The organism is Streptomyces sp. NPDC085481 (assembly GCF_044541845.1).
Classification (GTDB): Bacteria; Actinomycetota; Actinomycetes; order Streptomycetales; family Streptomycetaceae; genus Streptomyces.
In genome coordinates this window covers 216977-230389 of record NZ_JBITTJ010000014.1, presented here as the reverse complement: position 1 = coordinate 230389, position 13413 = coordinate 216977, and the positions used below count along the sequence as shown (strand labels likewise).

At 73.0% G+C, this 13413-nt stretch carries 12 protein-coding genes; 5 read left to right on the top strand and 7 right to left on the bottom strand.

Translation table 11 applies throughout. The annotated features are described in order from the left end of the window. Positions 1 to 22 precede the first annotated feature (22 nt). The gene (locus ACIGEZ_RS27305) at positions 23 to 289 is read left to right on the top strand and encodes a hypothetical protein (protein ID WP_399835780.1); all 267 of its coding nucleotides are present in this window, start codon (positions 23 to 25) and stop codon (positions 287 to 289) included. Here the strand turns inward: ACIGEZ_RS27305 and ACIGEZ_RS27300 are convergent. Next, on the bottom strand, positions 286 to 1602 hold the full coding sequence (locus tag ACIGEZ_RS27300) for an acyltransferase (protein WP_399835778.1): 1317 nt from the start codon (positions 1600 to 1602) through the stop codon (positions 286 to 288). The two genes, ACIGEZ_RS27305 and ACIGEZ_RS27300, sit on opposite strands and share 4 nt — an antisense overlap. A gap of 180 nt (positions 1603 to 1782) precedes the next feature. On the opposite strand from ACIGEZ_RS27300, the gene ACIGEZ_RS27295 reads away from it, so the two are divergent. Next, complete coding sequence (locus tag ACIGEZ_RS27295; RefSeq protein ID WP_399835776.1) at positions 1783 to 2760, top strand: hypothetical protein; 978 nt, start codon at positions 1783 to 1785, stop codon at positions 2758 to 2760. A gap of 821 nt (positions 2761 to 3581) precedes the next feature. Next, entirely contained in the window at positions 3582 to 4292 is a 711-nt protein-coding gene (locus ACIGEZ_RS27290; protein ID WP_399835773.1) for a hypothetical protein, read from the top strand. Positions 4293 to 4381: 89 nt separating this feature from the next. Here ACIGEZ_RS27290 and ACIGEZ_RS27285 read toward each other — a convergent pair whose 3' ends face one another. The 6 genes from ACIGEZ_RS27285 to rsmI all read right to left on the bottom strand — a co-directional run bounded on the left by ACIGEZ_RS27285 (position 4382) and on the right by rsmI (position 9841). Next, a complete protein-coding gene (locus ACIGEZ_RS27285) occupies positions 4382 to 5275 on the bottom strand; it encodes a 4-(cytidine 5'-diphospho)-2-C-methyl-D-erythritol kinase (protein WP_399835771.1) in 894 nt (297 codons plus the stop codon). Next, entirely contained in the window at positions 5272 to 6189 is a 918-nt protein-coding gene (rsmA, locus tag ACIGEZ_RS27280) for a 16S rRNA (adenine(1518)-N(6)/adenine(1519)-N(6))-dimethyltransferase RsmA (protein ID WP_399835768.1), read from the bottom strand. Before rsmA ends, ACIGEZ_RS27285 begins: the two co-directional genes overlap by 4 nt. Further along, positions 6186 to 7352, bottom strand: coding sequence for a ubiquitin-like domain-containing protein (locus tag ACIGEZ_RS27275; protein WP_399835766.1), 1167 nt, complete (start codon positions 7350 to 7352; stop codon positions 6186 to 6188). Before ACIGEZ_RS27275 ends, rsmA begins: the two co-directional genes overlap by 4 nt. Before the next feature lie 116 nt (positions 7353 to 7468). Continuing rightward, positions 7469 to 8338 (bottom strand): TatD family hydrolase, encoded by an 870-nt coding sequence (locus tag ACIGEZ_RS27270; RefSeq protein ID WP_399835764.1) that lies wholly within the window; start codon positions 8336 to 8338, stop codon positions 7469 to 7471. Positions 8339 to 8379: 41 nt separating this feature from the next. Further along, a complete protein-coding gene (locus tag ACIGEZ_RS27265) occupies positions 8380 to 8814 on the bottom strand; it encodes a hypothetical protein (protein WP_399835761.1) in 435 nt (144 codons plus the stop codon). Positions 8815 to 8953: 139 nt separating this feature from the next. Beyond that, entirely contained in the window at positions 8954 to 9841 is an 888-nt protein-coding gene (gene rsmI, locus ACIGEZ_RS27260; RefSeq protein ID WP_399835758.1) for a 16S rRNA (cytidine(1402)-2'-O)-methyltransferase, read from the bottom strand. Positions 9842 to 9893: 52 nt separating this feature from the next. On the opposite strand from rsmI, the gene ACIGEZ_RS27255 reads away from it, so the two are divergent. Both ACIGEZ_RS27255 and ACIGEZ_RS27250 read left to right on the top strand, forming a co-directional pair. Next, entirely contained in the window at positions 9894 to 11636 is a 1743-nt protein-coding gene (locus ACIGEZ_RS27255; RefSeq protein ID WP_399835756.1) for a dolichyl-phosphate-mannose--protein mannosyltransferase, read from the top strand. 101 nt (positions 11637 to 11737) lie between these two features. Beyond that, positions 11738 to 13387, top strand: coding sequence for a penicillin-binding transpeptidase domain-containing protein (locus tag ACIGEZ_RS27250; RefSeq protein WP_399835754.1), 1650 nt, complete (start codon positions 11738 to 11740; stop codon positions 13385 to 13387). The last annotated feature ends 26 nt before the right edge of the window (positions 13388 to 13413 follow it).

Below are 13413 nucleotides of genomic sequence, written 5' to 3'. Positions count from 1 at the left end.
TTGTTCAAGTAGGTTCGGGGGCATGCGGTTCGTCTTCGTGCTCGGCAGCGCGCTGGGCTCCGCCGCCCAGGTCTCGCTGACCCGGCGGCTGGGCAGGTCCGGAGACCCGGAGAAGGAGCCGGCCGACACCATGGCGGCGGCCGCGGAGGTCGCCATGGCCTTCCCGCGCCTGCGCGAGCGCGTCGCCGGCGCCACCCGCGGGGCGGACTGCGCCACGGCGCCCGACAGCACCTTCGCGTTCGGGCTCAGGGCGGTCCTCGACGGCTTCGAAGCCCGCTTGAGGCACTAGCCGCGGCCCGCCCGCTCCACCAGGAACCAGCCCGTGAGCGCCATCGCCACGGCGGCCGGGGCCGTCACGCGGAGGACCACCAGGGTCGCCGTGTGGCCCTCCAGGAGGCCGCCGAAGCCGGTCATCGACAGGCCCAGGACGCCGAGCAGGGCCAGGGTGACGCCGAGCGCGGCGAGCGAAGCGAGATGGGCCTCCCCCCGGCCGGAGACCGGGGGGAGGCCCCCGGTGCGGGCCGACGGGGCGGCCGGCACCGGATGCTCGAAGCGCCGGAAGGCGGCGACCAGCAGGGCGGTGAGAACGGCCGCGGCGCCGATCCGGAGCGGCACCTGGGCCCACCAGCCGGCCGTGGCGGGCGCCGGCAGCGCCACGTCGAGGGCGAGCAGCGCCCCGTACACGCCGAGCATGGCCGTCAGGTGCCACAGGAAGGCGGTCATCGCGATCCCGTTGGCGCCGACCACCGTGCGCCAGACGCCCGCCCGGGCGGTGAGCCGGGCCCCCGGCCCCTTCAGCAGCTCGACCGCGCCGACCAGCCACAGGCCGTGGCAGAGCAGGGCGAGCGTGGGCGGGGCCATGTTGGAGACCTTCTCGCCCGGCATGCCGACCATCGACAGCGGATACGGCCCGAGGGCCACGAGCAGCCCCGCACCCGCGAGGCCCGCCACGGCCAGCAGCGCGGGGCGGCGGATCATGCCGTCGGCGCGCAGGAAGCCGAGCTGATGGACCGCCAGCCAGACGAAGGCGAAGTTCAGGAACGCGACGTACGGCACCCCGGCCGCGAACCGCAGCACGTCCACCAGGACCGCGCCCGCCACCAGACCGGCGAACGCGCCCCAGCCGTACCGCTCGTGGAGCCCGAGCAGCGGTGGGGTGAAGGCCACCATGGCCAGGTAGATGCCGATGAACCACAGCGGCTGGGTGACCAGACGCAGCGCGACGCCGGTCAGGCCTCCGTCCGCGCCGAGCAGCTGGAGGGCGAGCGCGGCGGCGCCCCACACGCCGATGAAGACCATCGTCGGGCGCAGCAGCCGCTGCAGCCTGGCCCGCAGGAAGGCCGCGTACCGCGGGCGGGAGCGGTGGGCGAGGGCGTGCGAGAAGCCGCCGACGAAGAAGAAGACCGGCATCACCTGCAGCGCCCAGGTCAGCGCCTGGAGGCCGGGGGCGACGGCGAGGAGGTTTCCGACCTGCCCGTCGGCCGTCACGGCGGCCATCAGCCAGTGGCCGAGCACCACGACCGCGAGCGAGGCGACCCGCAGCAGATCGACGTACCGGTCGCGCGACGCGGGCGTGGCGGCGGCGAGTTCGCTGATTCCCATGCGGGCACGGTCCCGCGCCCGCCCCGCCCGCCGTCAGCGTCCGGATACTCATCCCGCGCATGAGTACGGATGGCGGGCCGCCCTCGGCCACGTGGGCGACCCCCCGGCCCCGGCTGCCGCACCCCCGAACCGACGATCCGTCATGTTCGTCTGGTGTCGCGACTCCCCTAAGGAGAGACCATGCCCCGCTCCACCCGCCTGACCGCCCTCGCCGTGGCCGGCGCCGCCCTCACCGTGCTCGCCGCCGGCCCCGCCTCGGGCGGCGACCCGACCGTGACGAACGCGCAGGTCGTCGCCCACTTCGACTTCGCCGCCGGGCAGACCCCGGAGAACATCGCCCTCGAACCCGACGGCTCCGCCGACCTGACCTTCGCCTTCGCCCGGCAGGTCGTCCGCGTCGACCGGAAGGGCGGCACGACCGTCCTCGCCACCCTGCCCGCCGTGACGAACCCGCAGACGCCGAACATCGGCGCCGCGATCGTCACCGGCATCGCCCGCGCCCACGACGGCACCCTGTACGTCGGCTTCGCCACCGGGACCGCCGAGACCGGCATCTGGCGCATCCCCCGCGACGGCGGCGCGCCCGAGCAGATCGCGCAGCTGCCGGCCGGCTCGTTCCCCAACGGCCTCGCCCTCGACGAGGAGTGCGGCACCCTCTACACCGCCGACTCGGCGCTCGGCAGGGTGTGGAGCATCCGCCAGGACGGCGGTGAGCCCACGGTGTGGGCCGAGGGGCCCGCGCTCGAGCCCGCCGCGGCGGGCGGCTTCGGCGCCAACGGGCTCAAGCTGCACGACGGTGCGGTGTGGGTGTCCAACTCCGACCGCGGGACCCTGTTGCGCATCCCGATCGGCCCCGGCGACGACCGGCCCGCCGGCCCGGTCGAGACGCGGGCGACCGGGCTCACGGCGATCGACGACTTCGCCTTCACCGGGCACGGCGACACGGTCCTCGCCGCGCTGATCATGGACAGCGAGATCGAGTTCGTCCGCCCCGACGGCACCCACAAGACCGTCCTCACCGAACAGGACGGCCTGCGCAACCCGACCTCCGTGGCCGTGCGCCACAAGAGCGTCTACGTGAACAGCGCGGCCTACTTCGCCACGGTGAACCCGGACCCGAACCTGCTCCTGGCCCGGATCTCCAAGAACAAGGACTGAAGGCTGCCGGACGGGACAAGCATGCCCTTCCGCAGTTCGTGAACGAGTCGCCGTCGGATCCGCTGCCGGTGCGGCGGCGGATCGCCGGCTCCTGACCGCAGTGGTCCGGCCTGGGGTGTGGGTGATCCGCGATGGGCGGTCGAAGCCGGGGAATAGGCGCGAAAGATAGAGGTGGTCCTCCCCGACGGCGGAACAGCGCGCCGGGCATTCGCCCGATCGGCCCCCGCCGTTGTCTGCCATTGGCCTGAGGAACGGCGTAGGCGCGGTAGCGCCGCCTCCTGGCGACCCATGCATGCCTCTGGAGGCATCCGCGCCTCTGGAGTCAATACCCCGGACTTCACAAGGAGTGATCAATGAGTCCTGAGAACAGGACCCGGTTGGGCCTCGGCCCTCTTCCCCGTGGCCGAAGGTGGCTGGTCAGCGGAACCATGGCCACGCTGGCCATTGCGCTGTTGGGCATCTCGACCTCCGCCGTCGCTGCCCCACGGACCCCCGCGGCAACGCCCACGCTGGACGCGGTCGAGCCTGACCTCCGGGCCTGGGCCCCGTTCGGAGCCGCCGGCGTCCTGCGCGGGGACGAATGCGAGGCCTGGTGGATATCCAAGGAACGCTGTCACGACCACCACGGTCGGCCCGACCACGGCGGGAACCACGACGGACCCAACGGCCAGGTCGGCCCCACGGGCCCCACCGGGCCCACCGGCCCTCCGGGCGAAGCGGGTGCCACGGGTCCGACCGGGGCGACAGGCCCTGCCGGGGCGACGGGGCCGACCGGACCCACCGGACCCACCGGACCCACCGGACCCACCGGCACGGACGGTATGGATGGCGCGACGGGACCTGCCGGCTCCACCGGACCCGCCGGGGCCACCGGCCCAACCGGCTCCACCGGACCCGCCGGAGCCACCGGCCCAACCGGCCCCACAGGCCCCACCGGAGCCACCGGCCCCACCGGCCCCACAGGCCCCACCGGAGCCACCGGCCCAACCGGCCCCACCGGAGCCACCGGCCCCACCGGAGCCACCGGCCCCACCGGAGCCACCGGAGCCACAGGTGCAACCGGCGCCACCGGACCTGCCGGGAACACGGTCGACGTCGGCGCGAGCATCTACGCCACTACGGACCAGAACATCCCGAGCGCGATCAGAACCAAGGTCAATTTCGACGCAGCCGACATCGACACGGACACGATGTTCGACAATGCGACCGACACTCTGGTGGTCAAGACTCCCGGGCGCTACCTCCTCAAGGGAAGGCTTCTGTGGTTCATCGCCCAGAACGACACGGTCGAGTCCATCCGCCAGCTCACCATTGACGTCAACGACTCCCCGTTCGCCTTGGATACCGCGACCATCGGCCCCACCCTCGGGGGCCAGGACTCGCAGGAGGTGTCCACGATCGTCCAGCTGAACGTCGGCGATGCGATCTCCCTGAACGCGTTCCAGAACACAGGTTTCGCCGCGACTTCGATCACCAGAACCCTCGGCAAGGTCACGTCGCCGCAGCTCCAGGCGGAGTTGCTCGAGCCGTAGCAAGCGGCCTCGGCCCGATGCGACGGCTGACCGTCGCTGATCGTCAGGGGCCGTCGACTGTTGTCGGCGGCCCCTGAGCGGCGGGCTTCCTAGAGGATCGTCGCCCCGCCCGCCGGGGAGGTCGCCACCCGTGCCGTACGGCAGGTCCCCGAGGCGATCAGGGCGGCGGCGACGGACTCGGCGGACTCCGCGTCCTTCACCAGGAACGCGGTCGTCGGGCCCGAGCCGGACACCAGGGAGGCCAGGGCCCCGGCCGTGAGCCCGGTCTCCAGGGTCGCGGCCAGCGAGGGCCGCAGGGAGAGGGCGGCGGGCTGCAGGTCGTTGGCGAGGGCGCCGGCCAGGGCGGTGGTGTCGCCGGTGCGCAGGGCGTCGAGCAGGACCGGTGAGGCGACCGGCTCGGGCACGTCCACACCCGCGGTGAGGCGGTCGAACTCGCCGTACACGGCGGGGGTGGAGAGCCCGCCGTCGGCGACGGCGAAGACCCAGTGGAAGGCGCCGCCGACCTCGAGCCCGGTCAGCTGCTCGCCCCGCCCGACGCCGAGGGCGGCGCCGCCGACCAGGCTGAACGGCACGTCGCTGCCCAGCTCGGCGCAGATCTCCAGGAGTTCACCGCGCGAGGAGTTCAGGCCCCACAGCGCGTCGCAGGCGAGCAGGGCGCCCGCGCCGTCCGCGCTGCCGCCGGCCATGCCGCCCGCGACGGGGATGTCCTTGGCGATGTGCAGGTGCACGTCGGGAGCGATGCCGTGCCGGGCGGCGAGCAGTTCGGCCGCCCGCGCCGCCAGGTTGGTCCGGTCGAGCGGCACCTTGTCCGCGTCCGGCCCCTCACAGGTGATCGTCAGCGTCCCGGCGGGGGTGGCGGTCACCTCGTCGTACAGCGAGACGGCGAGGAAGACGTTGGCCAGGTCGTGGAAGCCGTCGGGGCGGGCGCCGCCGACCGCGAGCTGGACGTTGACCTTCGCGGGGACCCGTACGGTGACGCTCACGCGCCGCCCTCCTCGTTCGACGACGTCTTCCGCGGCGCGCCCGCCGGCTCGCCGCCCGGCTTGTTCTCCGCGATGCGGGCGAACTCCTCCACCGTCAGCGCCTCGCCGCGCGCCTGCGGCGAGACCCCGGCCTTCACCAGGGCCTCCTCGGCCGCGGCGGGCGAGCCGGCCCAGCCGGAGAGCGCGGCGCGCAGGGTCTTGCGGCGCTGGGCGAAGGCCGCGTCGACGACGGCGAACACCTCCTTCTTGGAGGCGGTGGTCTCGACCGGCTCGGTGCGCCGCACCAGGGACACGAGGCCGGAGTCGACGTTCGGCGCGGGCCAGAAGACGTTGCGGCCGATGGCGCCGGCCCGCTTGACCTCCGCGTACCAGTTGGCCTTCACCGACGGCACGCCGTACACCTTGTTGCCGGGCTGCGCGGCGAGCCGGTCGGCGACCTCGGCCTGGACCATGACGAGGGTCCGCTCGATGCTCGGGAAGCGGTCCAGCATGTGCAGCAGGACCGGCACGGCGACGTTGTACGGCAGGTTGGCGACGAGCGCGGTGGGCGGAGGTCCGGGCAGCTCCTCGACGTGCATGGCGTCGGAGTGGACCAGCGCGAAGCGGTCCTTCTTCTGCGGCATGCGGGCGGCGATGGTGGCCGGCAGGGCGCCGGCGAGGACGTCGTCGATCTCGACGGCCGTCACCCGGTCCGCGGCCTCCAGGAGCGCGAGGGTGAGGGAGCCGAGCCCGGGGCCCACCTCCACGACCACGTCGTCGGGGCGCACCTGGGCCGTGCGGACGATCCGCCGGACCGTGTTGGCGTCGATGACGAAGTTCTGGCCGCGCTGCTTGGTCGGGCGCACGCCGAGGGCGGCGGCCAGCTCACGGATGTCGGCGGGGCCGAGGAGGGCGTCAGGATCGGTGGTGCTCACCGGTACAGCCTACGGCCGCAGTGGGGCCACGGACTCGCCCCCCGCGTCACGTACAGCTTCTTCGCCCGGTACGTCTGCTCCGAGGCGGGCGCGTTCTGGGCGACCCCGCTGCCGCCGAGGGAGCGCCAGGTGCCCGGGTCGAACTGGTAGAGGCCGCCGTAGGTGCCGGAGGGGTCGACGGCGTTCGGGCGGCCGCCGGACTCGCAGGCGGCGAGCGCGCCCCAGTCCAGTCCGTCGGCCCCGGCGACGGAGGTGGGCAGCGGGCGGGTGCCGATCCGGACCTTCTGGGTGACGGGTTCGCGCACGGTCTCCTCGCCGACGCGACGGGGCTTCTGGCGGACGCCGTTGACGGTCCGCAGGGTGTACGTGACCCGGCGCACGCCCGGGACGCCCTGCCGTTCGACGACCTCGGTGCCGGCGAAGAGCCCGGGGTCGCGGACCCGCTCGACGGCGTACGGGACGGGCTCCTCGCGGATCTCCTGGGTGCCGGTGATCCGCAGGACGGTGATCGTCTGGCCGTCGCGCGGGAAGGAGCCGGGCGGTACGGAGGTGGTGTCCTGGCCCGCGAGGGTGAGTCCGGCCTCCTCGACGGCCTCGCGGACGGTGGCCGCGTTGGTGCGGACGGTCCGCTCGCGGCCGTCCGCGAGGAAGGTGACCGTCCGCTCGGTGCGGACGTCGAGGGCGAGGCCCTGCCGGGAGATGGGCGCGGATCGGGAGACCGACAGATAGGCGCCCTCGGCGCGCACCCCGAGCTGGCGCAGGGCGCCGTCGACGGTGCGGGCGGTGGTCCACACCTGGCGGCGCTGGCCGTCGAGGGTGAGGGCGACCGGGCGGCCGTAGCGGACGACGATCTCGTCGCCGCTGGCCAGGGCGGCACCGGCGGCGGGGGCGACGATGTCGTGGCCGCCGACGGTCAGGCCCTCGTCGGCGAGGAGCTCCTCGACGTCGTCGGCGAAGGTGTGCAGGGTGCGCGGGACGCCGTCGACGGAGAGCCGGACCGCCTTGTCGTCCGCGACGAAGGCGCTGGTTCCGCCGGCGAGGAAGGCGACGACGAGGGCCTGCGGGAGGATCCGCCGCAGGCCCTCTCCGGCGGGCGGGGACGCCTTGCGCCGCCGGGCGGCCCGGCGGGCTCCGGCGCGGTGACCGGTCTGAGGGGTGCTCACGAGGCCGGGACCCTAGCGGGAGTTACGGTCACTCTCCAAAGCGACCCGTACACCCGCTGTAACCGTTATGGATCAGCAACCATCCCGCGCGATCAGTGGCGGGACAGCGGGCGTGATCAGTAGTCGAAGGCCCGTGCGGTGTTGGCGGCGATGGCCCCGGCCAGCTCCTCCTCGGTGATCCCGCGCACCGCCGCCATGGCCCGGACGGTCACCGGGATCAGGTACGGGGCGTTCGGGCGGCCCCGGTAGGGGGCGGGGGTGAGGAACGGGGCGTCCGTCTCGACGAGGACGAGCTCCAGGGGGGCGACGGCGAGGGCGTCGCGCAGCGGCTGGGCGTTCTTGAAGGTGACGTTGCCGGCGAAGGACATGTAGTAGCCCTTGGCGGCGCAGATCTCGGCCATCTCGGCGTCGCCGGAGTAGCAGTGGAAGACGGTCCGCTCCGGGGCGCCCTCCTCGTCGAGGACCCGCAGCACGTCGGCGTGGGCCTCGCGGTCGTGGATGACGAGGGCCTTGCCCTGCCGCTTGGCGATCTCGATGTGGGCGCGGAAGGAACGCTCCTGCGCGGCCATGCCCTCGGGGCCCGTACGGAAGCGGTCGAGGCCGGTCTCGCCGACGGCGCGCACGTGCGGCAGGGCCGCGAGCCGCTCGATCTCGGCGAGGGCGTCGTCGAGCGCCGTCTCGCCGCCGGCCTCGCGGGCGCCCTGGCGTGACCAGCCGTCCGGGTCGCCGAGGACGATCCTGGGCGCCTCGTTGGGGTGCAGGGCGACGGCCGCGTGCACGTTCGCGTGGGCGGCGGCGGTGTCGGCGGCCCACTGCGAGCCCTTCAGGTCGCAGCCGACCTGGACGACCGTCGTCACGCCGACGGCGGCGGCCTTGGTCAGCGCCTCCTCGACGGTGCCGGACTGCATGTCGAGGTGGGTGTGCGAGTCCGCGACCGGGACCAGCAGGGGCTCGGGCAGCGGCGGCGGGGCGTCCTTGGAACTCATGGCCCCGATCGTACGAGGGCCATGAGTTCAACCGCGAGGCACTACCGCCGGGAACGGAACGGATGCAGCAGGTCGGAGAGGTGCCAGTGGTGCGGGACCGGGGGTCTCTCCTCCTCGGGGCCGGCGGGGACGTCCTCCGTCAGCTCCTGGCCGATGGGTCCCGCGATGGACACCGGCTTGGTCGCCCTGGCCCCGCGGCTGTGGCGCTCGGCCGCGGCCATCATGTCGAGTACGGAGGACACCTGGCCCGCGCGCATGATGCGGACGACATGACCGCCGCAGTTCATGCAGGTGGGCTTGGCGAGCGGCGACGGGACCCGCTCCCCGTCGGCCTTGTAGACGACGAACTCGTGCCCTCTCGCGTCGACGTGGTGCTCTATGTCGTACGCCTGCTCCCAGCCGTAACCGCAGCGCATGCACGCGAAGGCGTACGCCTCATGGGCGACGGGCGTTCCGGTGCCGGTGATCTCACTCATTCCAGCTCCTCTCCACTGATCCAGTGGACGCCTTTTCGGGCCGGAGCGCATCAGCGTCGGGAAAAGAATGGACGCTCTTTGGCGTTTCCTTGCCCTAAGGCCCTTCAGGCGGGCCCGCCGCCGGGTTCCGCTTTGCCTTTCAGATTAGTCCTTTACCGTTTCCGGGGCCCGGCGCAGCCGCGTTCTTTGCCGCGACCACGGCATCGAACACCTCGCGCTTGGGAAGCCCCGCCTCGGCGGCCACCGCCGCGATGGCCTCCTTGCGCCGCTCCCCCGCCTCCTCGCGCACCCGCACCCTGCGCACCAGCTCCTCGGCGTCCAGTTCCGCGGGCCCGGTCTCGGGGGCGCCCTCGACGACGACGGTGATCTCGCCCCGTACGCCTTCGGCCGCCCACACCGCGAGCTCGCCGAGCGGGCCGCGCTTGACCTCCTCGTAGGTCTTGGTCAGCTCGCGGCAGACGGCGGCCCTGCGTTCGGCGCCGAAGACCTCGGCCATCGCGGCGAGCGTGTCGTCGAGCCGGTGCGGGGCCTCGAAGTAGACGAGGGTGCGCCGCTCGGCGGCCACCTCGCGGAGCCGGCCGAGCCGCTCGCCGGCCTTGCGGGGCAGGAAGCCCTCGAAGCAGAAGCGGTCCACGGGCAGCCCGGACAGGGCGAGCGCGGTGAGCACGGCGGACGGGCCCGGCACGGCGGTGACCTTGATGTCCTGCTCGACGGCGGCGGCGACCAGGCGGTAGCCGGGGTCGGAGACGGACGGCATGCCGGCGTCGGTCACGAGCAGCACCCGGGCCCCGCCGGCCAGCGCCTCGACCAGCTCCGGGGTACGGGCGGACTCGTTGCCCTCGAAGTAGGAGACGACCCGGCCGGTCGTGTGGACACCGAGCGCGCGGGTGAGCCCGCGCAGCCTTCGGGTGTCCTCGGCGGCCACGATGTCCGCGTTCGCCAGTTCGGTGGCGAGCCGCGGCGGGGCGTCCGCGATGTCGCCGATGGGGGTCCCTGCGAGTACCAGCGTTCCTGTCACAAGGGTCATCCTCCCAGCCCGGACAGGCGACGCGCACAGGCGCGTTCCCTACGATGGCGCGGTGACCAGTACCGCACCCGAGGCCCTGGAGGGTCAGCACACCGTGGCAGAGCCCTCTTCGTGGCAGCAGCGGCTGCGGCGCTTCGGCTACCGCCCGGCCACCACGAGCTCCCTGTCCATCGGGCTGCGGGAGCGGCTCGTGCCCCCGTACACCCGCCCCTCACCACGGCTCTGGTCGCTGCTCGGGGTCTCCCCCGCGGTCGCCGACCGGCTCTGGCGGCTGGCCTCCTGGGGCGGTCCGCTGCTGGTCGCGCTGGTCGCGGGCGCGCTGCGGTTCTGGAACCTGGGCAAGCCGCACGCGGTGATATTCGACGAGACGTACTACGCCAAGGACTCCTGGGCCCTGATCAACCAGGGGTACGAGGGGGCGTGGCCGAAGGACATCGACAAGACGATCCTGACCGCGCCGGACACGGTGCTCGTGCCGACCGACCCGGGCTATGTCGTGCACCCGCCGGTCGGCAAGTGGGTCATCGGCATCGGCGAGAAGATCTTCGGCTTCGAGCCCTTCGGCTGGCGCTTCATGGTGGCGCTGCTCGGCACCCTGTCGGTGCTGATGCTGTGCCGGATCGGGCGGCGGCTGTTCCGCTCGACGTTCCTGGGCTGTCTGGCCGGCGCGCTGCTCACCGTGGACGGGCTGCACTTCGTGATGAGCCGCACCGCGCTGCTCGACCAGGTGCTGATGTTCTTCGTGCTCGCGGCCTTCGGCTGCCTGGTGGTGGACCGCGACAAGGCACGCGCCCGGCTCGCGGCCGCGCTGCCGGAGGACGACGAGGGGGTCCTGCGACCTGACGCCTCGGTCGCGGAGACCCTGCGGCTCGGCTGGCGGCCGTGGCGGCTCGCGGCCGGCGTGATGCTGGGCCTCGCGGCCGGCACCAAGTGGAACGGCCTGTACGTGATGGCCGCGTTCGGCCTGATGGCGGTCCTGTGGGACCTCGGCGCCCGCCGTACGGCCGGCGCGTTCCGCCCGTACGCGGCGGTGGCCAGGCGGGACCTCGTCCCGGCCTTCGTGTCAGTCGTCCCGGTCGCCATCGCCACCTACCTGGCCACCTGGACCGGCTGGATCGCCACCGACAAGGGCTACTTCCGCAACTGGGCCGCCGAGCAGGACAAGCTGAACGGCGGCGGCACCTGGGGATGGCTGCCGGACTGGCTGCGCAGCCTGTGGCACTACGAGACCGAGGTCTACAAGTTCCACGTCGGGCTGAGCACGCCGCACACCTACGAGTCCAACCCGTGGAGCTGGATCGTCCTGGGCCGCCCGGTCTCGTACTTCTACGAGTCCCCCGCCCCCGGCACGGCCGGCTGCCCCGCGAACGCCGCCGAGAAGTGCGCCCAGGAGGTCCTGGCGCTCGGCACCCCGCTGCTGTGGTGGGCGGCGTGCTTCGCGATCCTCTACGTCCTGTGGCGCTGGTTCTTCCGCCGCGACTGGCGGGCCGGTGCGATCGCCTGCGCCATCGCGGCCGGCTGGGCGCCGTGGTTCCTCTACCAGAACCGCACCATTTTCCTTTTCTACGCGGTGGTGTTCGTACCGTTCCTGTGCCTCGCGGTGACGATGATGATCGGGGCGATCCTGGGACCCCCGGGTTCCTCGGAAAGGCGCCGCACTTTCGGGGCGGTGGGCGCGGGTGTGCTCGTCCTGCTCATCGTCTGGAATTTCATCTATTTCTGGCCCCTGTACACCGGACAGACCATTCCGATGGACCAGTGGCGCAACCGGATGTGGCTCGACACCTGGGTATAGCGGAAAACAGACGGTCCGGTCGCTTTCCGGTAACGGTCGTCTTCCCCGTCACTCCTGACCCCTAGGCTGACGCGAAGTCACCTGGGGGAGGGAGCGCAGCCATGCGCAGTGGGACGAAGGTCGCGATCGTCGGTGGGGCGTTCGTCGTCGTGGCGAGCGGGGTCGGGTACGGGGGCTACAACCTCTGGACCGCGATGAACGGGGGGTCGTCGGGGACGGGGACGCGCGCGGAGTCCACGCACGGATCCGGGCCGCTCGGCACCGAGGAGGTGACGACGACCGTGAAGGACTTCCTCGGGGCCTGGGCCACCGGCGAGTCCGACCGGGCCGCGCAGCTCACCAACAACCCGGTCGACGCCGGTCCGGCCCTCCTCGGCTTCCGGGAGCAGGCCAAGGTGTCCGCCGCGACCATCACGCCCGGGCCCGTGACGGGCACGACGGTGCCGTTCACGGTGCGGGCGACCGTCACGTACCAGGGCGTCTCCAAGCCCTGGACGTACTCCTCGCAGCTCACCGTCGTGCGCGGGCTGACCACCGGCCGGCCGCTGGTCGACTGGAAGCCGGCCGTCCTGCACCCCAAGCTGACCTCGAAGTCGGCGTCGATCCGCACCGGCGGCGCCAAGTCGGCCGAGGTCCGGGCCGTCGACCGCAGGGGGCGGGTGCTCACCGCGGAGAAGTACCCCTCGCTCGGGCCCGTCCTCGACGAGCTGCGCGAGCGGTACGGGGCCACGACGGGCGGCAGGCCCGGCATCGAGACCTTCGTCGACTCCGGCGTCGAGGGCGTGCCGAACACCACGCTGCTCACCCTCGCCAAGGGCGAGCCGGGCAAGCTGGAGACCACCATCGACGCCGATGTGCAGGCGGCGGCCGAGCAGGCGGTGAAACGGTACGGCACGGCCTCGGTCGTCGCGATCAAGCCGTCCACCGGCGCGGTACGGGCGGTCGCCAACAACCCCGCCACCGGCTTCAACACGGCGTTCTCCGGCACGAAGGCCCCCGGCTCCACCCTGAAGATCGTCACCGCGGCGCTGCTCCTGGAGAAGGGCCTGGTCAAGGCCGACCAGGTCACCGAGTGCCCGCCGAACGTCACGTACTACGGGCGCAGCTTCCACAACCTCGGCGGCTTCTCGCTCGACGGCGCGACCTTCGCCGAGAGCTTCGCCCGCTCCTGCAACACCGCCTTCATCAAGAAGATCGACGACGTGAAGGAGATGGTGGGCGACGACTTCGCCCTCGGGAAGGAGGCGCGTGACGTCTTCGGCATCGGCCTCGAATGGCGTACCGGCATCAAGTCGTTCGACGGCTCGGTCCCCGAGGCGACCGGCGGCGAGGCCGCGGCGCAGTACATCGGCCAGGGCACCGTCCAGATGAACCCGCTGACCATCGCCTCGATCACCGCCACCGCGAAGCACGGCAGCTTCAAGCAGCCCTATCTGGTCGCCCCCGAGGTGGACGACCGCACCCTCGCCGAGGCCCAGCGCCCGCTGCCGTCCTCGGTGGCCCGCCAGCTCCGCGCGATGCTGAAGCGCACCGCGACCGCCTCCGACGGCACGGCCACCAAGGCGATGGCCTCGGTGGGCGGCGACAAGGGCGCGAAGACGGGTTCGGCGGAGGTCGGCGGCCAGGCGACGTCCGACTCGTGGTTCACGGGGTACTCGGACGACCTGGCGGCGGCGGCCTTCGTCGAGAACGGCGGCCACGGCGGCGACGCGGCGGGCCCGATCGTGGCGCAGGTGCTGCGGGCGGGGTAGCGGGGCGCGGGCGGGCGGGCGTCGGC

What these genes read in the sequence shown, in the direction of transcription:
- rsmI (WP_399835758.1), bottom strand. Translation starts at nt 9,841, where the DNA reads ATGACCCTTGTGACAGGAACGCTGGTACTCGCAGGGACCCCCATCGGC.
- ACIGEZ_RS27295 (WP_399835776.1), top strand. Translation starts at nt 1,783, where the DNA reads ATGCCCCGCTCCACCCGCCTGACCGCCCTCGCCGTGGCCGGCGCCGCC.
- ACIGEZ_RS27270 (WP_399835764.1), bottom strand. Translation starts at nt 8,338, where the DNA reads ATGAGTTCCAAGGACGCCCCGCCGCCGCTGCCCGAGCCCCTGCTGGTC.
- ACIGEZ_RS27290 (WP_399835773.1), top strand. Translation starts at nt 3,582, where the DNA reads ATGGATGGCGCGACGGGACCTGCCGGCTCCACCGGACCCGCCGGGGCC.
- ACIGEZ_RS27250 (WP_399835754.1), top strand. Translation starts at nt 11,738, where the DNA reads ATGCGCAGTGGGACGAAGGTCGCGATCGTCGGTGGGGCGTTCGTCGTC.
- ACIGEZ_RS27265 (WP_399835761.1), bottom strand. Translation starts at nt 8,814, where the DNA reads ATGAGTGAGATCACCGGCACCGGAACGCCCGTCGCCCATGAGGCGTAC.
- ACIGEZ_RS27300 (WP_399835778.1), bottom strand. Translation starts at nt 1,602, where the DNA reads ATGGGAATCAGCGAACTCGCCGCCGCCACGCCCGCGTCGCGCGACCGG.
- ACIGEZ_RS27305 (WP_399835780.1), top strand. Translation starts at nt 23, where the DNA reads ATGCGGTTCGTCTTCGTGCTCGGCAGCGCGCTGGGCTCCGCCGCCCAG.